General features: G+C 51.2%; 22 protein-coding genes, 1 tRNA gene and 1 other annotated feature. Of the genes, 13 read left to right on the plus strand and 10 right to left on the minus strand.

The window, feature by feature from the left end; translation table 11 throughout:
- The first annotated feature begins 113 nt into the window (after positions 1 to 113).
- A tRNA-Asn gene (locus tag WFN75_RS10055) sits at positions 114 to 189 on the plus strand.
- Between the two features lie 131 nt (positions 190 to 320).
- On the opposite strand, the gene WFN75_RS10060 is transcribed toward WFN75_RS10055, so the two are convergent.
- From WFN75_RS10060 to dacD, 4 genes are all read right to left on the minus strand, one after another.
- The gene (locus WFN75_RS10060; protein ID WP_040074937.1) at positions 321 to 656 is read right to left on the minus strand and encodes a DUF496 family protein; all 336 of its coding nucleotides are present in this window, start codon (positions 654 to 656) and stop codon (positions 321 to 323) included.
- 167 nt (positions 657 to 823) lie between these two features.
- Complete coding sequence (locus WFN75_RS10065; protein WP_336996111.1) at positions 824 to 1882, minus strand: FUSC family protein; 1059 nt, start codon at positions 1880 to 1882, stop codon at positions 824 to 826.
- Positions 1883 to 1983: 101 nt separating this feature from the next.
- The gene (gene sbmC, locus WFN75_RS10070; RefSeq protein ID WP_040074935.1) at positions 1984 to 2457 is read right to left on the minus strand and encodes a DNA gyrase inhibitor SbmC; all 474 of its coding nucleotides are present in this window, start codon (positions 2455 to 2457) and stop codon (positions 1984 to 1986) included.
- A 119-nt stretch (positions 2458 to 2576) separates the two neighbouring features.
- Positions 2577 to 3749: a serine-type D-Ala-D-Ala carboxypeptidase DacD gene (dacD, locus tag WFN75_RS10075; protein ID WP_263616172.1), complete on the minus strand. Its 1173-nt coding sequence runs from the start codon at positions 3747 to 3749 to the stop codon at positions 2577 to 2579.
- 814 nt (positions 3750 to 4563) lie between these two features.
- Here dacD and WFN75_RS10080 point away from each other — a divergent pair.
- The 3 genes from WFN75_RS10080 to sbcB all read left to right on the plus strand — a co-directional run bounded on the left by WFN75_RS10080 (position 4564) and on the right by sbcB (position 9151).
- Entirely contained in the window at positions 4564 to 5631 is a 1068-nt protein-coding gene (locus tag WFN75_RS10080) for an acyltransferase family protein (protein WP_212477811.1), read from the plus strand.
- Positions 5632 to 6033: 402 nt separating this feature from the next.
- Positions 6034 to 6621, plus strand: coding sequence for an acyltransferase (locus WFN75_RS10085; protein ID WP_212477810.1), 588 nt, complete (start codon positions 6034 to 6036; stop codon positions 6619 to 6621).
- Positions 6622 to 7726: 1105 nt separating this feature from the next.
- Complete coding sequence (sbcB, locus tag WFN75_RS10090; protein ID WP_263616153.1) at positions 7727 to 9151, plus strand: exodeoxyribonuclease I; 1425 nt, start codon at positions 7727 to 7729, stop codon at positions 9149 to 9151.
- Between the two features lie 33 nt (positions 9152 to 9184).
- Here the strand turns inward: sbcB and tsuB are convergent, their stop codons facing one another.
- The 6 genes from tsuB to WFN75_RS10115 all read right to left on the minus strand — a co-directional run bounded on the left by tsuB (position 9185) and on the right by WFN75_RS10115 (position 14066).
- Positions 9185 to 9412 carry a thiosulfate utilization sulfurtransferase TsuB/YeeD gene (gene tsuB / locus WFN75_RS10095; protein ID WP_040074933.1) on the minus strand — a complete coding sequence of 76 codons (228 nt, stop codon included), beginning with the start codon at positions 9410 to 9412 and terminating at the stop codon, positions 9185 to 9187.
- Positions 9413 to 9430: 18 nt separating this feature from the next.
- Entirely contained in the window at positions 9431 to 10486 is a 1056-nt protein-coding gene (tsuA, locus tag WFN75_RS10100) for a thiosulfate utilization transporter TsuA/YeeE (RefSeq protein ID WP_212477808.1), read from the minus strand.
- 157 nt (positions 10487 to 10643) lie between these two features.
- A complete protein-coding gene (locus WFN75_RS10105) occupies positions 10644 to 12002 on the minus strand; it encodes an APC family permease (RefSeq protein ID WP_046884827.1) in 1359 nt (452 codons plus the stop codon).
- Entirely contained in the window at positions 11992 to 12054 is a 63-nt protein-coding gene (yoeI, locus tag WFN75_RS22660) for a membrane protein YoeI (RefSeq protein ID WP_100245854.1), read from the minus strand. Before yoeI ends, WFN75_RS10105 begins: the two co-directional genes overlap by 11 nt.
- A 219-nt stretch (positions 12055 to 12273) precedes the next feature.
- A complete protein-coding gene (locus WFN75_RS10110; RefSeq protein ID WP_040074930.1) occupies positions 12274 to 13203 on the minus strand; it encodes a LysR substrate-binding domain-containing protein in 930 nt (309 codons plus the stop codon).
- A 38-nt stretch (positions 13204 to 13241) separates the two neighbouring features.
- Positions 13242 to 14066, minus strand: coding sequence for an SDR family oxidoreductase (locus WFN75_RS10115; protein ID WP_263616154.1), 825 nt, complete (start codon positions 14064 to 14066; stop codon positions 13242 to 13244).
- Between the two features lie 174 nt (positions 14067 to 14240).
- On the opposite strand from WFN75_RS10115, the gene hisL reads away from it, so the two are divergent.
- The 9 genes from hisL (at position 14241) to hisIE (ending at position 21456) form a co-directional block, all read left to right on the plus strand.
- Positions 14241 to 14291, plus strand: a complete 51-nt coding sequence (hisL, locus tag WFN75_RS10120; protein ID WP_154298781.1) for a his operon leader peptide — start codon at positions 14241 to 14243, stop codon at positions 14289 to 14291.
- Positions 14267 to 14389: a sequence feature (His leader region), on the plus strand. (Overlaps the previous gene by 25 nt.)
- Before the next feature lie 45 nt (positions 14390 to 14434).
- Positions 14435 to 15334 carry an ATP phosphoribosyltransferase gene (gene hisG / locus WFN75_RS10125; RefSeq protein WP_040074928.1) on the plus strand — a complete coding sequence of 300 codons (900 nt, stop codon included), beginning with the start codon at positions 14435 to 14437 and terminating at the stop codon, positions 15332 to 15334.
- A gap of 5 nt (positions 15335 to 15339) precedes the next feature.
- On the plus strand, positions 15340 to 16644 hold the full coding sequence (gene hisD / locus WFN75_RS10130; RefSeq protein ID WP_263616155.1) for a histidinol dehydrogenase: 1305 nt from the start codon (positions 15340 to 15342) through the stop codon (positions 16642 to 16644).
- Entirely contained in the window at positions 16641 to 17702 is a 1062-nt protein-coding gene (gene hisC, locus WFN75_RS10135) for a histidinol-phosphate transaminase (protein WP_212477804.1), read from the plus strand. Before hisD ends, hisC begins: the two co-directional genes overlap by 4 nt.
- Entirely contained in the window at positions 17699 to 18766 is a 1068-nt protein-coding gene (gene hisB / locus WFN75_RS10140; protein ID WP_212477803.1) for a bifunctional histidinol-phosphatase/imidazoleglycerol-phosphate dehydratase HisB, read from the plus strand. Before hisC ends, hisB begins: the two co-directional genes overlap by 4 nt.
- A complete protein-coding gene (gene hisH / locus WFN75_RS10145; protein ID WP_212477802.1) occupies positions 18766 to 19356 on the plus strand; it encodes an imidazole glycerol phosphate synthase subunit HisH in 591 nt (196 codons plus the stop codon). Before hisB ends, hisH begins: the two co-directional genes overlap by 1 nt.
- A complete protein-coding gene (hisA, locus tag WFN75_RS10150; protein WP_263616157.1) occupies positions 19356 to 20093 on the plus strand; it encodes a 1-(5-phosphoribosyl)-5-[(5-phosphoribosylamino)methylideneamino]imidazole-4-carboxamide isomerase in 738 nt (245 codons plus the stop codon). Before hisH ends, hisA begins: the two co-directional genes overlap by 1 nt.
- Positions 20075 to 20851, plus strand: a complete 777-nt coding sequence (gene hisF, locus WFN75_RS10155; RefSeq protein ID WP_212477801.1) for an imidazole glycerol phosphate synthase subunit HisF — start codon at positions 20075 to 20077, stop codon at positions 20849 to 20851. The genes hisA and hisF overlap by 19 nt, the downstream gene beginning before the upstream one ends.
- Positions 20845 to 21456 (plus strand): bifunctional phosphoribosyl-AMP cyclohydrolase/phosphoribosyl-ATP diphosphatase HisIE, encoded by a 612-nt coding sequence (hisIE, locus tag WFN75_RS10160; protein WP_263616158.1) that lies wholly within the window; start codon positions 20845 to 20847, stop codon positions 21454 to 21456. Before hisF ends, hisIE begins: the two co-directional genes overlap by 7 nt.
- Positions 21457 to 21496: the final 40 nt, after the last annotated feature.

Consider the following 21496-nt stretch of genomic DNA (forward strand, 5'->3'; position numbering starts at 1 on the left):
AAAAGTGTGGGTTAATGCGTCAATCTGCTGAATGAATCGTCAGTTAAACAAAATGCGTTAAGATCAGGTTTGACAAAACTTTTTTCGCCGCTAAGATAACGCTCCACAACGATTCCTCTGTAGTTCAGTCGGTAGAACGGCGGACTGTTAATCCGTATGTCACTGGTTCGAGTCCAGTCAGAGGAGCCACATTTAAGAAGCCTGCTTTCGAGCAGGCTTTTTGCTTTTCTGTAACCAGACGCCGTTGTATGAAGCGCAAAGTATGAGGCGCAAAAAAAAGCCCCCCGAACGAATCGGAGGGCCTGGATAGCTGGCGGAGGTTACTCGCTTTTGGCTTCCACGTGTTTCATTTCGCCCATCACTTTTAGCTTTTTCGAGATCTCACGGCGCTCTTTGGAGATCTCAGCGTTTTTGATGATGTAATCATCTACGCGGTCTTCGTAGTCGCTCTTCATGCTGGCGATGATGCCCTGGATAGCTTCAACGCTCATACCCGGTTTGATGTAATCGCTCAGGTTGTCCAGCAGCAGTACGCGCTTCTGGTTGTCACGGATCTTTTTCTCAACGTCCTGAATTTCACGCTGCAGTTTGTTCTTGCGGCGGAACAGGCGGACGAATTCCAGAACATCCTGGAACGAAGGCTTGGTAGTTTCCATTTTTACACCCCTGATAATGTGAGATTCGGATTCGTTTAAACAACCGCTATGGCAGTAACCTTACTGACAGCGATTGCGGATGACAATAATTTTTGCTTTGGTCTTATCATAACCGTAAATGGTGCTGAATCGAAGCAGCAGACATCACTCAACGTAATGGCTGCGCTTTATTTGCGCAGCGCCCGGCAGATTAAGTGCGAAAGCAGTTCTAGCTGACGCGCCAGCTCCATACTCAACCATACATAGCCATGAATAGGCGTTTCCGCCACGTTTTGACTCTGATGCTCATTAATCAATTCACGCAGTTCGGCAACGATCTCATTCAGCTTTTCGGTATTGGCCAGAATCGGCTGCGGATTGCCTTCATACAGGGCGTGGGCAATAGTGAGCAGCGTTTGCTGGGTCATCTGCTGCGTCTCTTTGAGGGTATGGGCGTTGAGCATCACAAAGTGGCTCTCTCGCGATGCCCAGTGCGCATTGATTTGAAGCTCCAGCATACAGACCAGATTGCGACTGACGGTCTGGATCCCCTCAAAAATAGACTTCTGGATGTGCGTCTCTTTACTGGCGGGGGTAATAAGACCTCGCATTTTCACTACGTCATTCAGGATGGTATGCAGGCGCTTTTCCAGGCGCGGGCGCTCAACAAGATTAGGGGAAAAACCAGCCTGATAAACGCGGTTAAAGGCCGTCACATAGTTAGCCATCTGAATGCGCCAGTGCAGAAATGCCCGCTGCGGCCAGATACCCGTGAAGAGCATTGCCAGCAGTGAACCCAGTATCACATCGCCGCTTCGCCACAGTGCCGTATTCATATCCCCCGTTGGCGCACCGACAACCACCGCCAGGGTGATGCCAATCAGCAGTGCCTGGTAAGGTTTTTTACCCAGCGCCAGCCAGCCGCAAAGGAACATCGCCGCCGCACACCAGAGCAACATCAAGGGCAGTGAATAGAGCTCCAGCTTCAGGGCAATCAGGCCCAGCGCCGAGCCTAAGATAGTGCCGCCGATACGTTCAAATGCCCTGGGTACCACATTACCCCAGAAAGAGATTGGCCCCATAATTACCACCAGGGTGATGAGCGGCCACGTCCCTTCCGGCACATGCAGTAGGCGCACAAGCAGGAAAGTGAGGATAAACGCCAGCGCGATACGGCATCCATGCACCACGCGGTAATGACGATAGAGACGAATTTCAGACGAGGTTAATGGTTTATCGGGGCGCACACCCGCTCTCCAGCCATTGAATAAAGTCTGATTGTAACTGGTTTTCTGCCGTAGAGGGGTCTGCGGCAGAAAAACCCTTTAGATTCTATGCCTAAAGGTTACTAACCCGCTTTGTGCTGTACCGGAATATACATTTCGATATCCCAGTAGCCGTCGGCATTACCGTCGTTCAGGTAACGTTCGAAGCAGGGTTTTGGCGCGATCTGGTAGCGGTTGTCCTCCAGCAAGCTGGCGAACAGATGATTCCAGGGCGTCGCGAAATCGTGATTTTCGACACGGGCAGTGGCAGAGGCGTATTCGCCTTCGGCGACCTCGGTCAGGATCACCCCTTCGCTATTGGCAGGCAGCGTAAAATCGTCGGCGACGCGGACGACGGTGTCGCAGCGCAGTTTTTCCGCAGGCACTTCATCAGGGTTATCGTAATAGACCGCCAGCCATTCCTGTGAGGGAATGTCATGACCGTCGACCCACATAACAAGCTGTTCGAACCCCTGTTTTACCGTCTGCTCCCACGGTCCGACCAGGTGAAAACCCGCGATTTTACGTTTAGGTTGATGCGAAATGTTATAGTCCATGCTGCCTCCTTTATCACTGTATATTCATACACTATAAAGCAGTAAAAAGCGGTGTGACAAACGTGAAGTGTTTATTATGCGAGCAGACTCGCAGAGTCGCCAGTCTGCTCGCGGGCAGGTTATATTTTGTGGTGAATATAGTCGCTCAGTCGCGAGAACATCCCCCCCTTCCCGACAGGCTCAAGGGTGACCAGCGGCCAGTGCGCCACCACTTTGTCGCGATCGTATAAAGCGATTTCGCCAACGTGCTGATGCGCAGCAATCGGCGCTTCAAGCTCTTTTTTATCCAGGACATAGCGCGCTTTAATATTGGCCACTTCCGCCTTCGGCAGCGCCAGCCAGAAGTCCTGATCGGTACCCAGCGCAATCTTCTCTTTATCGCCGTACCAAATGCGCTCGGTTCCGACCTGCTTGCCGCTGCGCAGGATCTGCACAGTATCAAAGTTCTGCTGGCCCCAGTGCAGCAATTTTCGCGCCTGATCTTCGCGCGCTTTTGGGCTTTCGGCGCCCATCACAACGGCAATAAGACGTCGCTGCCCATCCACCGCAGAGGCGATCAGGTTAAAGCCGGCACCGGAGGTGTGGCCGGTTTTAAGACCATCAACATCAAGGTTTTTATCCCATAACAGACCGTTACGGTTTTGCTGGGTAATACCGTTCCAGGTGAGGCTCTTCTCGCTGTACATGTGATAAAACGCCGGCTCACCATGAATAATCGCGCGGGAGAGTACTGCCAGGTCGTAAGCCGAACTGTGCTGCCCCGGCGCATCCAGGCCATGCACGGTTTCGAAATGGGTGTCGCGCAGATTCAGTTTCTGCACATAGTCGTTCATCATGTTCACAAACTGCGGCTGCCCGCCTGCCACATGATCGGCCAGCGCCACGCAGGCGTCGTTTCCAGAATCGACAATCAAACCGCGGCTTAAATCCCGTACGGTAATGCGATCGCCGGGTTTGATAAACATCAGTGAGGAACCGTCGAAAACGGGATTCCCTTTGGCCCAGGCATCGCGCCCCACGGTGACCACATCGTCGGCAGAAATACGGTGACTATCAATCGCACGGTCAACAACATAGCCGGTCATCAGCTTGGTGAGGCTGGCCGGGTTACGTTGCTGATGTTCGTTGCCCGCCGTTAAAACTTGCCCGGTCGTATAATCCATCAACACCCATGATCCTGCCTGTATAGCAGGCGGTTGCGGCGCATAATCAATCGGGTCGGCAGCCAGCGCGGATGAAATACTTACAGCGAGCAAAGAAACTGCAATAAACAGACGGCGTTTCAACGGTATATCCTCAGGTCATTTAAAATCGTTGACCTTTTTACGGAAGTTCTGATGTCGATACCTGGATAAATTGCAATGAAATGTGACAGAGCGCAGATTTTTTTGCGAGGCAGGCCCGCAATTTTTATTTTTTCGACCGCTTTTTCTTCGGCGTGCCTGAGCGGATGGTTTACTATAGAGGGTGACTTACAAACAGGATGGTATTACTGGTGTCTGACTCCGCCGCGCTGATGACGATCTATTTTTAAGCGCTTAACTGCTTATAGTTGATATCAGTGATATTTGCGATTAAGCGGTGCCTATCAGACCTTGCTACATTGCATCATAGCCAGTCGCCGGATCACCAAACTTTCGTCATTTATACAGGACGCTAGTACTTGACAGACAATTCCGGCGGTACAGCATTATCCTCTTGATCAGTAAATTTTCGTTGCGTATCTCAAGAAACTCACATGATATAATAGATAAAACCTATGAAAACATGGCCTTCGCACTCTACTTCACTATCAAAATAATAGTAAAATTCCTCTTATGCGATCGATGCCTCAAAAATAGGTTGTGTTACTTTAATGTGACCGCAAGCTAGATAGTCAATGATAGTCTTGTACAGACTGCAATAGCCATTCAAATATTAATGTTATAATCATTCTGTAGGTGCGTCAGATGGTACTCAGCAGAGCTGATTTGGACTACAGAATGCGTAACTAACAAAAACAGAAAAATATTTCCGATTTTAACAATTTATGTTGTCGATTAAACACGAATAAGATGTTACCATAATCAAAAATCTATAACATTAGACTTTCTGAAGGCTATATTAATGAGCAAAAATACTTCAATACAGATTTGCAGGGGTATTGCTGCTGTAGTCGTTGTTTTTCATCACTTATTTTTTATGCAGGCCGAAAAACTGTTCACAAATGAACCATTCATGAAAATGATAAATTTTCATCTTATCGGAGACTTTGCCGTCTACGTTTTTTTTGCAATAAGTGGATATGTGATGATGCTATCCATATCGGAAAGACCTAAGAAACCGATAATATTTCTTGCCGATAGGGTAAAAAGAATTTATCCAACCTATATGTTCTGGACATTAATCTCATTAATAATTGTTTCTTCTTCAGATTATTTTGGAGTTGAAATTATCAGAATGAATTATATCCCCGGTTCACTAAGTGAATTGGTAAGAATACTATTTTTAATTCCTAGCTCCGATTCGCATAGATATGCCACAACGCTATCCACAGCGTGGAGTCTTGTTTATGAAATGTATTATTATTTTATCTTCACGATAATCTTCATATTTATTAAAGCGAAAAAAACCCCATTTATTTTATTCGCCTTTTTATTTTTCTCAAGCTTGATAATCACATCTTCATTAAATCCAGTTAGAACATCGTGGATAAATGGTTCTTATATCTTAGGTGACAGTGCATCGCTCTGTTTTGGCTTTGGGGCTATTTGTTATAGTCTAAAAGAAAAAATATCCTCCATTACTTCGAACTCAACGATGATCATTGTAGCATTGTTATCAGTATTTTCGCTTTTACTGATGAAAAATCAAGATAGTACAAAAGCGTTAGTTATTATTTTAGCATGCTTGACATTTATATCATTTGCGAACATCAAATTCAATGAAGGTCCAATTACTAAAGCTTTTACATTCTTAGGTGATGCTTCTTATAGTATCTACCTGACGCATATTCTCTTCAGCCTGGCATCCTGGAGGGCGGCGATGATTGATAAAGACTTATTTGTGAGTTTTATGTTCTCACTTTTTTCCATTATATTTGGTATCTTTTCATATCTGACTATTGAAAAAGGTTTCATCTCATTAATGAGAAAAAACAAAAAAGTCAATAGATTATTAACCCAACCCAAATGAAAAATCTCACGTTAATTAATTATGTGCACTAAGTTTTTGATCGTTTGTGTAAATGCGACAGCGACTCTAATTCTATTGGGGGCGATATCATTGATGTTGTTTACATGATGCTCGAACCATTGATTCTATCAATGAAAGAATGGTTACAACTACTCTGAGTGAATTTATTAGCACAATTATTCTTTAATACAGCTTGGCACCCAATAGATTCTTTTATGGAACTCGCCGTGGCTGTGCATAACGTATCGTATCTTTTATACAGAATCTCCCGTAGCGAAACTGTACCCATTTACTACATTTCTGTTTATACCTGTCGAAAAATATGTTGATACGTAATAAAAGGCTGCTATATTCATCATTTATAAATTCGCATGACTTCTTACCGCTTAAAAGGATTAGTGTATGAATATTATCAGGTTTACTAAAGAAAAACTCATCCCTGCTATATATGTTTACATGATGAAAAAAAAGAATAACATTACTATTGGTAATAATGTTAAGTTCAGAGGATTGCCTGACCTATCTATTAGTAAGGGCTCCAGCTTAAAAATAGGTGACGGTACATTCTTGAATTCCTCAAATAAATACTATCATGTTAATATGTTCTCTCCAGTTAAGATTTTTGCAGAAAGAGAGGGCACACTCATATCGATAGGAAAACATACCAGAATACATGGTGCTTGTTTACACGCCTACAAACATATATCTATCGGTAACAGATGTCTGATTGCAGCAAATGTACAAATCATTGATTGTAATGGTCATGAAACCTCATTTGACAACGTTTCAAATAGAATAAACACTACTAGTGATGGTATACCAGTGGTAATTGAAGATGATGTATGGGTTGGGACTGGAGCTATCATTTTACCAGGGGTAACCATTGGAAAAGGTTCAATTATAGCCGCTGGCAGTGTGGTGGTTAAAAGCATACCCCCAATGTGTGTTGCAGGTGGAAACCCTGCAAAAGTTATAAAAATGGCGGGTTAATCCCGCCTCTACACATAAATGATGGGTGGCGTCAACGACTCTTCAGTGCAGATTGGTTCGTTAATACTTTATACAGACAAAAGCTGATTTATAAAAGCCGTAATAGCTTATTCAATAAACATGTGCAATTGTTAGAGGACCGCAAATCACTTTATCCTATCATGCAGTGCCTTTACGGAACGGTCCACACATTAATGTAAGGATCGTATTTTACTTTCGAGGCCATTACAATCTCAAAAAGCCAGCCCCTACAATATCAGCATCAGGTCAACCGTATGTTTATTGAAAGTCGGTCTTTTCTCTTTAAACCAGAGCTTAGTCACTTTGCCATAGGAAAAATCACTATCACAGAAAGCGGTTCAAAATCCGATGTCTATTGGCTATATAATCATAGTTACGCAACTTCTATATTATTGCACCGCTGCTGCCACTTATAACTGTTTTTAGTTGGCTGAAAACTTAACAGGCCCGGCGCATATTATCTCTCTCATATTCAATTAGTAGGAAATTCCAGCACCTAATAATGATCGTCGCTGCCAGATGGTTTAGAAAAATATCCTGCAGGTACGGCTCAACTGTTGACATTGAATATTTATATATTCTCTCTGAGGATAATTTCGACAAATTTGAAGAATCAGTGTAAAAGCCATTGAGCGATCATCAGCAAATTGAGGATTTTCCTTTAAAACAGGTATGTAGTTCTTCGCAGCGAAATAAAGACCTTCCTATTCAGTAGTATCCGGCGAAGCTTCTCAGGTGCATTGGATAGGTATCAGCCAACACGAATTCGCTGAGGTTTCTCTTTCATCGTTACCATTACTGAGAATTGAGACCATTAACTAAAAATGCGGACACTAAGCCTTCCAACATCGTCACTTCTTGTGGACTCGATTATGGTTTACCATTACTGGAATGCTGATTATTTTGCGATGTCTATAGATAGTATTTGGTACGCTCGAACGAGTGATTTAGTACTCTTCTGTTACGCACAATCACATGGACATCAAGGCATTTTTAAACGTTCGTGGACAAACTCAGGTGTAGAAAGGGTTGTTTTTCGAGTGGTAACAGGCAGTTAATAAACGAATTTGGATAATGTGAAACAATGGCAGATACCGATAAACAACCTACCTTCCTTTTCCACGATTACGAAACCTTTGGCACCAGCCCGTCGCTGGACCGCCCTGCCCAGTTTGCAGCTATCCGAACCGATGCCGACTTCAACATTATCGGCGAGCCGGAAGTGTTCTGGTGCAAACCGGCAGACGACTATCTGCCTCAACCCGGCGCAGTGATGGTGACAGGCATTACGCCGCAGGAAGCTCGCGCTAAAGGGGTTACCGAAGCGGAGTTTGCCCGCCGTATTCACGATCTGTTTACTGTACCCAATACCTGCGTGGTGGGTTATAACAACGTGCGCTTCGATGACGAAGTGACGCGCAATATCTTCTACCGCAACTTCTACGATCCTTACGCCTGGAGCTGGCAAAACCGCAACTCCCGCTGGGACCTGCTGGATGTGATGCGCGCATGCTATGCCCTGCGTCCGCAGGGAATAAACTGGCCTGAAAACGATGAAGGGCTGCCCAGTTTTCGACTTGAGCATCTGACCCGCGCTAACGGTATCGAACACAGTAATGCCCACGATGCGATGGCGGATGTTTACGCCACCATTGCCATAGCAAAGCTGGTGAAAGCTCACCAGCCGAAGCTGTTCGATTATCTGCTAAGCCACCGCAGTAAGCAGAAACTGACTACCCTCATCGACGTCCCGCAAATGAAACCCCTGGTCCATGTCTCGGGGATGTTTGGCGCCTGGCGGGGTAATACCAGCTGGGTAGCCCCTCTGGCCTGGCACCCGGAAAACCGTAACGCGGTGATTATGGTAGACCTGGCGGGGGACATCTCTCCCCTGCTGGATCTGGATAGCGATACCCTGCGCGAGCGGCTTTATACGCCTAAAGATGAACTGGGCGACGAGTCTGCCGTGCCGGTGAAGCTACTGCACGTAAATAAATGCCCGGTACTGGCGCAGGCGAATACCCTGCGTCCAGAAGATGCTGACCGGCTGGGTATCGACCGTCAGCGCTGTCTGGATAATCTGAAGGTGCTTCGCGAGAATCCCCAGGTGCGTGAGAAAGTGGTGGCAATTTTCGCCGAAGCCGAACCTTTTACGCCATCAGATAACGTGGATGCCCAGCTTTATAACGGCTTCTTCAGCGATGCGGACCGTGCGGCAATGAACATCGTACTGCAAACCGAACCACGCAATCTGCCCGCGCTGGATTTGACCTTTGCCGATGCGCGTATAGAGAAGCTTATCTTTAACTACCGTGCCCGTAACTTTCCCGGCACGCTGGATGAAGACGAGCAGGCGCGCTGGCTGCAGCATCGTCGCCACGTCTTTACGCCTGAGTTCTTGCAGGCTTACGCCCAGGAGCTGGAGATGCTCTACGGTCAGTATGAAGGGAATAACGAGAAGCTTGGGCTACTGAAGGCGCTTTATCAATACGCCCAGGAGATCGTCTAATTACGCCCTCCCGTGGTCGGGAGGGCGTTTGGGTCAGGCCTTCTGAACGGTGATGCTCCACGCGGCATCACCCACCTGCTGATAATCTGTGATTGCGTGGCCCTCTTCTGCCGCCCACTGTGGGATGGCTTCTGTCGCCTGCGTGCAGTCGAATTCGATAATCAATTCATCACCGCTGGCCATCTCAGCCAGCGCGGCTTTTGCTTCAATCAGTGGAAACGGGCAAACCTGCGTCACCACATCCAGTTTTTTAATCGCCATAACAGCTCCTGTTATTCATCAGGCCGTCGCAGCCGCAAGTTTCGCTTTGCGTTGCGGACGGACATATAAAAACCATGACGCAGTCCATACGCCAAGAATCATAAAGGCCAGACCAATCCAGCCCTGCCAGGTCATCATTGCCGTCATGACCAGGCCATTGCCGATAGAGCAACCACCGGCCATACTGGCGCCTACTCCCATCAGAATGCCACCCAGGCCGCTGCGTAGCGTGGTTTGCGCATCTGCGGCGCGTACACGAAACTCGCGGCTGGCTTTCGCGGCAATAAAGGAACCCAGGAAAATCCCCAGCACCAGGAAGACGCCCCAGTTCAGGAACTTGCTCTGCCCGGCGACCAGGAACTGCAGAATATTGGCTGTCGGGGAAGTCACCCCTAAACCGAACATACGCCCTGTCGCCTCGCTCAGTGGCCATGCCAGCAGCGCGATCAAACCAATGAGAATGGCGGTGACAAAGGGATGCCAGCGCTTTTCAAACAGCAAGTGAGCAAGACCGGTACGGCGCGGCGGCAATGACGCGACCTTAAGCTTAGGTTTACGCAGCTCTTTGCTTACAGCCCAGAGCGTGACCACCAGTAACAGCGCAATCAACGGCCAGACAGAGAAACCAAAGGTCTCGGCAATAGAGTTGTGCCCGGTACTGTAAGTTTTTAGCACCTGATTGAGGCCATCCGCATGGGGTGAACGCATTACCGCGCTCAGCAGCATATAGGTGAAGAGCGCAATCCAGCTGCCGATCAACCCTTCGCCAGCGCGATACCAGGTTCCGGTGGCACAGCCGCCTGCATAGACGATACCCAGGCCAAAGATATAGCCCCCCACCACGGTACCAAGCCACGGAAAGGTGCCGGCATCATACTGCACCAGCCCCATCTGAATGAGCGCAAATACGCCCAGGCTCTGAATGGAGATAGCAATTAAGAGGGCATAAAACATGCGGTTGTTTTTCGCAATGTACATGTCGCGAAAACCGCCGGTGAGACAGAACCGCCCACGCTGCATAACAAAACCCAGCAGCGCGCCGCAGAACAGTCCGCTAAAGATCATAGAAAGCATAATTATTAATAAGCCAGCAAAACATCAGGAGGCAAATTATTAATGACTCGCCGGGCAGGGACAAATAACCAAATGTTCCTGGTTAGAACCTTTAGTTATTTCAGATATAAAAAAACCGGAGGCGATGTCTCCGGTTTTTATTATTCAACGCTATCGATTATGCAACGTCTTCGTACTGCGGTACCGGGTTACGGAAGCTTTTGGTCACGCAAGCCAGATAAACCAGACCGATACCACCCCAGATCAGACCCAGAACCATGGAGCTCTCTTCCAGGTTAACCCAGAGTGCACCCACAGTCAGGGCACCACAAACTGGCAGAATCAGGTAGTTAAAGTGGTCTTTCAACGTCTTGTTACGCTTCTCACGGATCCAGAACTGCGAGATAACCGAGAGGTTAACGAAGGTAAAGGCCACCAGCGCACCGAAGTTGATCAGCGCGGTTGCGGTTACCAGGTCAAAGTTGATGGCCAGCAGTGCGATCGCACCGACCAGCAGCACGTTCCATGCCGGGGTACGCCATTTCGGATGAACATAACCGAAGAAGCGCGTCGGGAACACACCATCGCGGCCCATCACGTACATCAGACGAGAAACCCCTGCGTGTGCAGCCATACCGGATGCCAGAACGGTCACGCTGGAGAAGATCAGCACGCCCCACTGGAAGGTTTTACCCGCAACGTACAGCATGATTTCTGGCTGTGACGCGTCCGGATCTTTAAAGCGAGAGATATCCGGGAAGTACAGCTGCAGGAAGTAGGAAGCACCGATAAAGATCAGGCCGCCAATCAACGCCGTCAGGAAGATGGCACGCGGAATCACGCGCTCTGCGTCTTTGGTCTCTTCAGACAACGAGGAGATACCATCGAAGCCGAGGAACGAGAAGCAGAGAATGGTCGCGCCGGTAATCATCGGCACAACGTGCGCCCCTTCAGACCAGAACGGACGGGTGCTGGTGAGCGTACCTGCCCCTTCACCGTGGGAAACGCCATAAATGATCAGACCCACGATAACCGCCACAATACCCATCTGCAGAATAACGATCAGGGTATTGAAGTTAGCCACGGTTTTGATGCTGCGCAGGTTAGAGATGGTCATAAAGGCCACCAGCGCCACAACGAAAATCCACGACGGTATAGAAGGTACCAGCGCTTCGAAGTAAATTTTAGCCAGCAGAATGTTGATCATCGGCATGAACAGGTAGTCCAGCAGAGATGACCAGCCCACCATAAAGCCAACAGCCGGGCTAATGGATTTCTGAGCATAGGTGTATGCAGAGCCTGCAGAGGGGAAACGGCGAACCAGTTTACCGTAGCTCAGCGCTGTAAAGAGAATCGCGACCAGCGCAAAGGCGTACGCCGTTGCAACGTGACCGTCAGTAAGGCCTGATACGATACCGAATGTATCGAACAGCGTCATTGGCTGCATGTAGGCAAGGCCCATCATAACAACCGGAATCAACGTAAGGGTTTTACGTAATTCCACGCGAGAGGTGTTTGGAGTTGCGTTATGCGACATAGTTAATCTCCTTTACGGTGATAACCGCCACGTAAGCGAAAAATTGCCCCATTTCGTTTATTCCTCAGCGACAACAACTGTCGGATTTTAGTAAATATCTATCCGGTACGAAGCCCGGCCTCTTGGTTTTAGTTTCGTTTCGTACATGCAAAAAAAAATAACCGACGCCTTTTATATCGTCGATTATTCATTTGTTTGCAGCGGCGGCATTTTGCCCCATCTGCTGGCAGTAATGCAATAGATTGCGAAGGCATGCAAAACTTTATTTGATCTAACTGGCTGATTTTTCGACGCCAGCTGCTGCATAAACTGCAGCAATAGCACTATTTGCTAAAATCTCTTGCCGCCACCATGCACTGGCAAGCCCCGCAGTTTGCTCATTCCAGCCTATCCATACCGACTCATCACTGGTCTGTGCTAAAACCTGCTTTTCTATTAGCGCTCCGCTTTCTATAAAGCGCTGGGCTAAATAGCGAGGCAGATAACCGCAACCGAGGCCGTTTATTTGCAGTTCGAGTTTAGTTTTAAAGTCAAAGACGGTGATGGCCTCTTGATCGTCGAGCAGTTGAGACGAAACCGCACAGCCAGGCAAACTATTATCTCCCACCACGATAGCGCGGTAATTTTTAATAACGCGTCGGTTAATAGGTTCGGCTTCCTGAGCAAGGGGGTGATGCGGCGCTACTACGAAGACCTGCTCCAGTTTACCAAGACAGGCAAAGCCAAAGGCACTGAGTTGGGGAGGCTCATGGAGTGCACCGACGATAATGTCCGCCCGGCCCTGAATTAGCGCCTCCCAGGACCCGGCCAGCACGCCGTTGATAAATTTCAGCCGGGTGACGCTATGGCGCGCATAAAAAGCCTCGATCAGCGGAGCCAGTAACGAAAACGGAAAGGTATCATCCACGCCAATGACCAGTTCATTTTCCCATCCCTGGTGCAGTTTAATGGCCTGTTTTTCCAGCTCACGCACGGCGTGCAGTACATCCCGCCCTTTCTCCAGCAGCATTTGTCCGGTACGGGTAAAGCGGGCGCGGTGCCCGGTACGATCGAGGATCTGGATATTGAGATCGCTTTCCAGCTTGTGCACGGTATAGCTGAGCGCCGAGGGCGTTTTAAACAGTTTTGCCGACGCAGCGGCAAAACTGCCCTCTTTTTCCAGCGCATCGAGGATGATAAGAACATCCAGCAGTGGTTTCATGCTTCCCCCTTGTGGCGCAATTGCCTCCGCGGGCTGCATCACTCCATCGGCATAACCAGCGGATCGGGAAATTGATACTCAAATCCCAGTTCGTGACAGATACGGTTACCATCAATCACTTTGCCTTTTCTTACGCCCTGCGCATCGTGGAAATGCGGAGGTTCCAGACCAAGCTGACGCGCCATAACCGGGTAGAAGGTGCTACGAGCGGGATGAGAGGGCGCACATATATTATAGATGTGTCCGCCTTTTGGAGCCTGCAAAAGCAGGGTAATTGCCGCGATGACATCTTCAAGATGCACAAGATTAACGCCATGTTGCCCGTCCGGCGCCGTTTTCCCCGCAAAGAAACGACCCGGGTGACGCCCCGGCCCGACCAGGCCGGCAAGACGCAGGATATCAACCTGTGTACCCGGTAAATTGTGCAGCCAGTCCTCCAGGTCTTTTAATACCCGTCCGCTCGCGGTGACCGGCGCGCGCGGACTGTCCTCTTTGACCGTTCCTTCGGTATCGCCATAGACCGAGGTTGAACTGGTAAAGATAATGCGCGGTATGTGATGGGCCAGGGCGCTGTCGACAATCTCCTGCATCGCCTGCAGGTAGAACCCGTCTCCCGGTCCGGTTCGGCGGGCGGGCAGCGTAATGACCAGCGCGTCGACATTCATCAGCGTATCCAGATCGTCGGCATCGCAGATAAGTTCTGGATCCAGGCGCAATTCGACCCCTTCGATACCGCACATCCGCGCGGCTTCCACGCCGTCTGCGGTGGTTTTGCTGCCCGTCACCTGCCAGCCTCTTGCCGTTAATGACATCGCCAGCGGCATCCCTAACCACCCTAAACCGACAATTGCGACCTTTTTCATCCGTCTTCTCCTGACATTTACGCGTCTCTGTTAAGGCTACGCCAGCCGTCCGGAACTGACAATTCATAGCTACAATATGAAATGAATTAATGATTAAAAAAAGCCCTTGCTTTCCGTGACACAAGTGGTTTAGGTTAAAAGACATCACATGAATAAGCATTCATCGAGAATTTTATGACACGCGTTCCATTTAAACACCACCATCATCACCATCATCCTGACTAGTCTTTCAGGCGATGTGTGCTGGAAGACATTCAGATCTTCCAGTGGTGCATGAACGCAAGAAAAGCCCCCGGAAGATCTTCTTCCGGGGGCTTTTTTTTGGATCGTATTCAGACAGGTTAAAACAGGATCACGAGGAACCAACAATGTTAGATAATTCACGTTTACGCATAGCTATTCAGAAATCAGGCCGTTTGAGCGACGATTCACGCGAACTTCTGGCGCGCTGCGGCATTAAGATTAACCTGCACACACAGCGCCTGATCGCGCTGGCAGAGAATATGCCGATTGATATTCTGCGCGTACGTGATGACGATATTCCAGGCCTGGTGATGGATGGCGTGGTGGATCTGGGCATTATTGGCGAGAACGTGCTGGAAGAAGAGCTACTGACCCGCCGTGCGCAGGGTGAGGATCCGCGTTACTTTACGCTACGTCGTCTGGACTTCGGCGGTTGCCGCCTGTCGCTGGCAACCCCGGCTGACGAAGCCTGGGACGGCCCGGCCTCCCTCAACGGTAAGCGCATCGCCACCTCTTATCCGCACCTGCTGAAGCGTTACCTCGACCAGAAAGGGGTGCAATTTAAATCCTGTCTGTTGAATGGTTCAGTTGAGGTCGCGCCGCGCGCCGGACTGGCCGATGCCATCTGTGACCTGGTTTCCACCGGTGCGACCCTCGAGGCGAATGGCCTGCGTGAAGTGGAAGTCATGTTCCGTTCAAAAGCCTGTCTCATTCAGCGCGATGGCGAGATGCCTGATGCCAAACAGCAGCTGATTGACCGCCTGCTGACCCGTATCCAGGGCGTTATCCAGGCGCGTGAATCCAAATACATCATGATGCACGCCCCGACCGAGCGTCTGGACGAAGTGATTGCCCTGCTGCCGGGTGCCGAGCGCCCAACCATTCTTCCGCTGGCAGGCGATCAGCAGCGCGTAGCAATGCACATGGTGAGCAGCGAAACCCTCTTCTGGGAAACCATGGAAAAACTGAAATCGCTGGGTGCCAGCTCTATCCTGGTACTGCCTATTGAGAAGATGATGGAGTAATGGCCATGAGCTTTAACACAATCATCGACTGGAATAGCTATAGTGCCGCGCAGCAAGGGGAATTACTGATGCGCCCGGCGATCTCCGCCTCCGACAGCATTACCCGTACCGTTGCGGAGATTCTCGAAAACGTCAAAAAACGTGGCGATGACGCACTGCGTGAATACGGTGCTAAGTTCGATAAAACCGAGGTGGGTGCCCTGAAGGTCAGTGCGGAAGAGATTGATGCCGCCAGCGCGCGCCTGAGCGATGAACTAAAGCAGGCGATGGCCGTTGCTGTAAAGAATATCGACACCTTCCACACGGCGCAGAAACTGCAAAACGTCGATATCGAAACCCTGCCAGGCGTGCGCTGCCAGCAGGTAACCCGCCCGATTGACTCTGTCGGCCTTTATATCCCGGGGGGCTCAGCCCCTCTCTTTTCTACCGTATTAATGCTGGCGACCCCGGCACGCATTGCGGGTTGCCGTAAAGTGGTGCTCTGTTCTCCTCCGCCAATTGCCGATGAGATCCTCTATGCCGCACAACTGTGCGGCGTGCAGGATATCTTCAACGTGGGTGGCGCACAGGCTATCGCAGCGCTGGCGCTGGGCACCGATTCGATTCCTCGCGTGGATAAGATCTTTGGCCCTGGCAATGCCTTCGTGACCGAAGCCAAGCGCCAGGTGAGCCAGCGTCTGGACGGTGCGGCCATTGATATGCCTGCCGGCCCTTCTGAAGTGCTGGTGATCGCCGACAGCGGTGCTACGCCTGACTTTGTTGCCTCCGATCTCCTGTCGCAGGCAGAGCACGGCCCCGATTCTCAGGTGATCTTACTGACGCCGGATGCGGGCATGGCACAACGCGTGGGCGAAGCCGTAGAGCGCCAGCTGGCCGATCTCCCCCGTGCAGAGACGGCCCGCCAGGCGTTATCTGCCAGCCGTCTGATTGTGGCCAGCGACCTGGCCCAGTGCGTGGCGATCTCTAACCTCTACGGACCTGAGCACCTGATCATTCAGACCCGCAACGCCCGTGACCTGGTCGACAGCATTACCAGCGCTGGATCGGTGTTTCTGGGCGACTGGTCACCCGAATCCGCTGGCGATTACGCCTCGGGGACGAACCACGTGCTGCCAACCTATGGTTATACCGCTACCTGCTCCAGCCTGGGACTGGCGGATTTCCAGAAACGGATGACCGTGCAGGAACTCTCTCGTGAAGGCTTCGCCTCCCTGGCGGCGACCATCGAAACCCTGGCCGCTGCAGAACGCCTGACCGCCCATAAGAATGCCGTTACGCTGCGCGTTGCAGCCCTGAAGGAGCAAGCATGAACATTGAAGAGCTGGCCCGCGACAACGTCCGCGCGCTGACCCCGTATCAGTCTGCTCGTCGTCTGGGCGGAAGCGGCGATGTCTGGCTGAATGCCAATGAATTCCCCACACCTGTGGAGTATCCCCTCACCCAACAAACGCTCAACCGCTATCCGGAATGCCAGCCAAAGGCGGTTATTGAAAATTATGCCGCTTATGCCGGCGTAAAGCCGGAGCAGGTGTTGGTTAGCCGGGGCGCTGACGAAGGCATCGAACTGCTGATTCGCGCGTTCTGTGAGCCAGGCAAGGACGCGGTGCTCTACTGCCCGCCAACCTACGGTATGTATAGCGTGAGCGCCGAAACCTTCAATGTGGAACTGCGCAAAGTGGCTGCCCGCGACGACTGGCAGCTCGATTTGCAGGCTATCGCCGATAATCTGGACGGCGTGAAGGTGGTGTTTGTCTGCAGCCCGAATAATCCGACCGGGCAACTGATCAACCCGCAGGATATCCGCACCCTGCTGGAGATGACTCGCGGGAAAGCACTGGTGGTGGCAGACGAAGCTTATATCGAGTTTTGCCCGCAGGCGACGCTGGCAGGCTGGCTGGATGAGTATCCGCACCTGGTGATCTTGCGTACATTATCGAAAGCCTTCGCCCTCGCCGGGCTGCGCTGTGGATTTACCCTGGCCAATAAACCGGTAATTGACCTGCTGATGAAGGTCATCGCACCCTATCCGCTCTCTACGCCGGTTGCTGATATCGCGGCCCAGGCGCTGGCTCCGCAGGGCATTAACGCGATGCGTGACCGCGTGGCGCAGATCCTTGCTGAACGTCAGTACCTGGTGAACGCTTTAAAGTCCATTCCCTGCGTTGAACAGGTATTCGATTCGGAAACGAACTACATCCTGGTGCGCTTTACCGCCTCCAGCTCAGTATTTAAATCTTTGTGGGATCAGGGCATTATCTTACGGGATCAAAATAAACAACCTTCCCTGAGCGGCTGCCTGCGCATCACCATCGGCACCCGTAAAGAGAGCCAGCGCGTTATCGACGCCCTGAATGCGGAGAAAGTATGAGCCAGAAGACCCTCTTTATCGATCGTGACGGCACCCTTATTTCGGAGCCCCCCAGCGATTATCAGGTCGATCGTTTCGACAAACTGGCCTTTGAAGCCGACGTGATCCCTACTCTGCTGAAGCTGCAGAAAGCCGGTTTCAAACTGGTAATGATCACCAATCAGGATGGGCTGGGTACCGTCAGCTTCCCGCAGGCAGACTTTGACGGCCCGCATAACCTGATGATGCAGATCCTCTCCTCGCAGGGGGTGGTGTTCGATGACGTGCTTATCTGTCCGCACCTGCCGGCGGATAATTGCGAATGCCGTAAGCCGAAGGTCAAGCTGGTAGAGCAGTATCTGGCAGACGCGGTACTCGATAAGGCTAACAGCTATGTCATTGGCGACCGCCCCACCGACATTCAGCTGGCGGAGAACATGGGCATCGCTGGCCTGCGTTACAACGCTAACGACCTTAACTGGGCCATGATTGGCGAACAACTCACGAAACGCGACCGCTACTCTCACGTTGAGCGTAATACCAAAGAGACGCAAATTGATGTGAAGGTCTGGCTGGATCGCGAAGGCGGTAGCAAAATCCACACCGGCGTCGGTTTTTTTGACCATATGCTGGATCAGATCTGTACCCACGCCGGTTTTCGCATGGAGATTGCCGTTAAAGGTGACCTTTATATTGACGATCACCACACCGTCGAAGATACCGGTCTGGCGTTGGGCGAAGCCCTCAAGCTGGCGCTGGGGGACAAGCGTGGCATCAATCGCTTTGGTTTTGTGCTGCCCATGGATGAGTGTCTGGCACGCTGTGCCCTCGACATTTCGGGTCGGCCGCACCTGGAATACAAAGCCGATTTTACCTATCAGCGCGTGGGCGACCTGAGCACAGAGATGGTCGAGCACTTCTTCCGTTCACTCTCCTACACCATGGGTGTAACCCTACACCTGAAAACCAAAGGGAAGAACGATCACCACCGCGTAGAGAGCTTGTTCAAAGCCTTTGGCCGTACGCTGCGCCAGGCTATTCGTGTGGAAGGTGACGCCCTGCCGTCGTCGAAGGGAGTGCTGTAATGAATGTGGTGATCCTTGATACCGGCTGCGCCAACCTGAACTCGGTAAAATCGGCCATCGCCCGCCACGGTTATGACCCCGTGGTGAGCCGTGATGCCGATATTGTGCTGCGCGCCGACAAACTGTTTTTACCCGGCGTGGGCACCGCCCAGGCCGCGATGGACCAGATCCACGAGCGTGAGTTAGTTGAACTCATCAAAGCCTGCACCCAACCGGTATTGGGTATCTGCCTCGGCATGCAGCTTCTGGGTCGCCGTAGCGAAGAGAGTAACGGCGTGGATTTGCTGGATATTATCGAGCAGGACGTCCCCAAGATGACCGACCACGGTCTGCCTTTGCCGCATATGGGCTGGAACCGCGTCTACTCGAAAGCGGGTAATCGCCTGTTCCAGGGCATTGAGGATGGCGCCTATTTCTACTTTGTGCACAGTTACGCCATGCCAGTGAACACTTACACCATTGCCCAGTGCCAATACGGCGAAGCATTTACCGCAGCGGTGCAGAAAGATAACTTCTATGGCGTGCAGTTCCACCCGGAGCGGTCGGGTGCCGCAGGCGCACAGCTGCTGAAAAACTTCCTGGAGATGTAATGATTATTCCAGCATTAGATTTGATTGACGGCACCGTTGTTCGTCTGCACCAGGGCGACTACGGCCAGCAGCGCGATTATGGCAAGGATCCGCTGCCGCGTTTGCAAGATTATGCCGCTCAGGGGGCTGAAGTACTGCACCTTGTAGACCTGACCGGCGCAAAAGATACCACCAAACGCCAGATCTCCCTCCTGACAAAACTGGTTGCCGGCGTGAACGTGCCGGTGCAGGTCGGTGGTGGCGTACGTACTGAAGAGGATGTGGCGGCGTTGCTTAACGCGGGCGTGGCGCGCGTGGTGGTCGGTTCTACTGCGGTAAAAGATCCCGAAACGGTGAAAGGTTGGTTTCGTCGCTTTGGCGCTGACGCGCTGGTGTTAGCGCTGGACGTACGTATTGACGACCAGGGCACGAAGCAGGTGGCAGTAAGCGGCTGGCAGGAAAACTCCGGCGTCACCCTGGAAGCTCTGGTGGATACCTATCTCCCGGTTGGTCTAAAGCATGTCCTTTGCACGGATATCTCCCGGGATGGCACCCTCGCGGGTTCGAACGTCTCGCTGTACGAAGAAGTCTGCGCCCGTTATCCGCAGGTGGCGTTCCAGTCTTCAGGTGGTATTGGTGAGCTGGATGATATTGCTGCCCTGCGTGGGACAGGCGTGCGTGGCGTGATCGTAGGACGCGCCCTGCTGGAAGAGAAATTTACGGTGACGGAGGCAATTCAATGCTGGCAAAACGGATAATTCCCTGCCTCGACGTACGCGATGGTCAGGTGGTAAAGGGGGTGCAGTTCCGCAACCACGAGATCATCGGCGACATCGTCCCGCTGGCCAAACGCTATGCCGATGAAGGCGCGGATGAGCTGGTCTTTTACGATATTACGGCCTCCAGCGATGGCCGCGTGGTGGATAAAAGCTGGGTGGCACGCGTCGCGGAAGTGATTGATATTCCGTTCTGCGTGGCGGGAGGCATCAAGTCGGCAGAGGATGCTGCAAAAATCCTCTCCTTCGGCGCTGATAAAATTTCGATCAACTCCCCTGCCCTGGCAGAGCCGGAGCTAATCACCCGTCTGGCGGATCGCTTTGGCGTACAGTGCATTGTGGTGGGGATTGATACCTGGTTTGATGAAGCCACCGGCAAATATCATGTTAACCAATATACCGGCGATGAGAGCCGCACCCGGGTGACGCAGTGGGAGACCCCCGACTGGGTGCAGGAGGTGCAAAAACGCGGAGCGGGCGAAATCGTACTGAATATGATGAACCAGGACGGCGTACGCAACGGGTATGACCTGGCACAGCTGAGCAAAGTTCGCGCCGTGTGCAACGTGCCGCTGATCGCTTCTGGCGGTGCTGGAACGATGGAGCATTTCCTGGAAGCCTTCCGCGACGCTAATGTCGACGGTGCGCTGGCCGCATCGGTGTTTCACAAGCAGATAATTAATATTGGTGAGTTAAAAACGTTCCTGGCGGGCCAGGGCGTGGAGATACGGGTATGTTAACAGAGCAACAACGCGCGCAGCTGGACTGGGATAAAACCGACGGCCTGATGCCGGTCGTGATACAGCACGCGGTATCGGGCGAAGTGCTAATGCTGGGGTATATGAATCAGGATGCCCTGCAGCAGACCCTGTCCACCGGTAAAGTGACTTTTTTCTCACGCACTAAACAGCGTTTATGGACCAAAGGTGAAACCTCGGGCCATTTCCTGAATGTGGTGAGCATCACGCCGGATTGCGATAACGATACCCTGCTGGTGCTGGTTAACCCTATCGGCCCAACCTGCCATCTGGGTACCAGCAGTTGCTTTGGTGAGGCCAGCCACCAGTGGCTGTTTTTATATCAGCTGGAGCAACTTTTAGCAGAACGTAAAACGGCCGACCCGGATAGTTCGTATACCGCCAAACTTTACGCCAGCGGTACCAAACGTATCGCGCAGAAAGTGGGAGAAGAAGGTGTAGAAACCGCTCTCGCTGCGACGGTAAATGACCGCGACGAACTGACCAATGAAGCCTCTGATTTGATGTATCACCTGCTGGTGCTGCTTCAGGATCAGGAGCTGGATTTAACGACGGTGATTGAGAACTTGCGTAAAAGACACAAATAAAAAAACCGGGGAAACCCGGTTTTTTTTCACTTAATGAATC

Origin of the sequence: Leclercia sp. UBA7405, assembly GCF_037152215.1 — a bacterium.
Classification (GTDB): domain Bacteria; phylum Pseudomonadota; class Gammaproteobacteria; order Enterobacterales; family Enterobacteriaceae; genus Enterobacter; species Enterobacter pneumoniae.

Bases quoted from the DNA above. Each gene is read 5' to 3' on its own strand.
- hisF (WP_212477801.1), top strand. From the start codon at position 20,075: ATGCTGGCAAAACGGATAATTCCCTGCCTCGACGTACGCGATGGTCAG.
- hisC (WP_212477804.1), top strand. From the start codon at position 16,641: ATGAACATTGAAGAGCTGGCCCGCGACAACGTCCGCGCGCTGACCCCG.
- hisA (WP_263616157.1), top strand. From the start codon at position 19,356: ATGATTATTCCAGCATTAGATTTGATTGACGGCACCGTTGTTCGTCTG.
- tsuA (WP_212477808.1), bottom strand. From the start codon at position 10,486: ATGCTTTCTATGATCTTTAGCGGACTGTTCTGCGGCGCGCTGCTGGGT.
- WFN75_RS10115 (WP_263616154.1), bottom strand. From the start codon at position 14,066: ATGAAAAAGGTCGCAATTGTCGGTTTAGGGTGGTTAGGGATGCCGCTG.
- tsuB (WP_040074933.1), bottom strand. From the start codon at position 9,412: ATGGCGATTAAAAAACTGGATGTGGTGACGCAGGTTTGCCCGTTTCCA.
- sbcB (WP_263616153.1), top strand. From the start codon at position 7,727: ATGGCAGATACCGATAAACAACCTACCTTCCTTTTCCACGATTACGAA.
- sbmC (WP_040074935.1), bottom strand. From the start codon at position 2,457: ATGGACTATAACATTTCGCATCAACCTAAACGTAAAATCGCGGGTTTT.
- hisB (WP_212477803.1), top strand. From the start codon at position 17,699: ATGAGCCAGAAGACCCTCTTTATCGATCGTGACGGCACCCTTATTTCG.
- hisG (WP_040074928.1), top strand. From the start codon at position 14,435: ATGTTAGATAATTCACGTTTACGCATAGCTATTCAGAAATCAGGCCGT.
- hisD (WP_263616155.1), top strand. From the start codon at position 15,340: ATGAGCTTTAACACAATCATCGACTGGAATAGCTATAGTGCCGCGCAG.
- WFN75_RS10085 (WP_212477810.1), top strand. From the start codon at position 6,034: ATGAATATTATCAGGTTTACTAAAGAAAAACTCATCCCTGCTATATAT.
- WFN75_RS10105 (WP_046884827.1), bottom strand. From the start codon at position 12,002: ATGTCGCATAACGCAACTCCAAACACCTCTCGCGTGGAATTACGTAAA.
- hisIE (WP_263616158.1), top strand. From the start codon at position 20,845: ATGTTAACAGAGCAACAACGCGCGCAGCTGGACTGGGATAAAACCGAC.
- WFN75_RS10080 (WP_212477811.1), top strand. From the start codon at position 4,564: ATGAGCAAAAATACTTCAATACAGATTTGCAGGGGTATTGCTGCTGTA.
- WFN75_RS10110 (WP_040074930.1), bottom strand. From the start codon at position 13,203: ATGAAACCACTGCTGGATGTTCTTATCATCCTCGATGCGCTGGAAAAA.
- WFN75_RS10060 (WP_040074937.1), bottom strand. From the start codon at position 656: ATGGAAACTACCAAGCCTTCGTTCCAGGATGTTCTGGAATTCGTCCGC.
- hisH (WP_212477802.1), top strand. From the start codon at position 18,766: ATGAATGTGGTGATCCTTGATACCGGCTGCGCCAACCTGAACTCGGTA.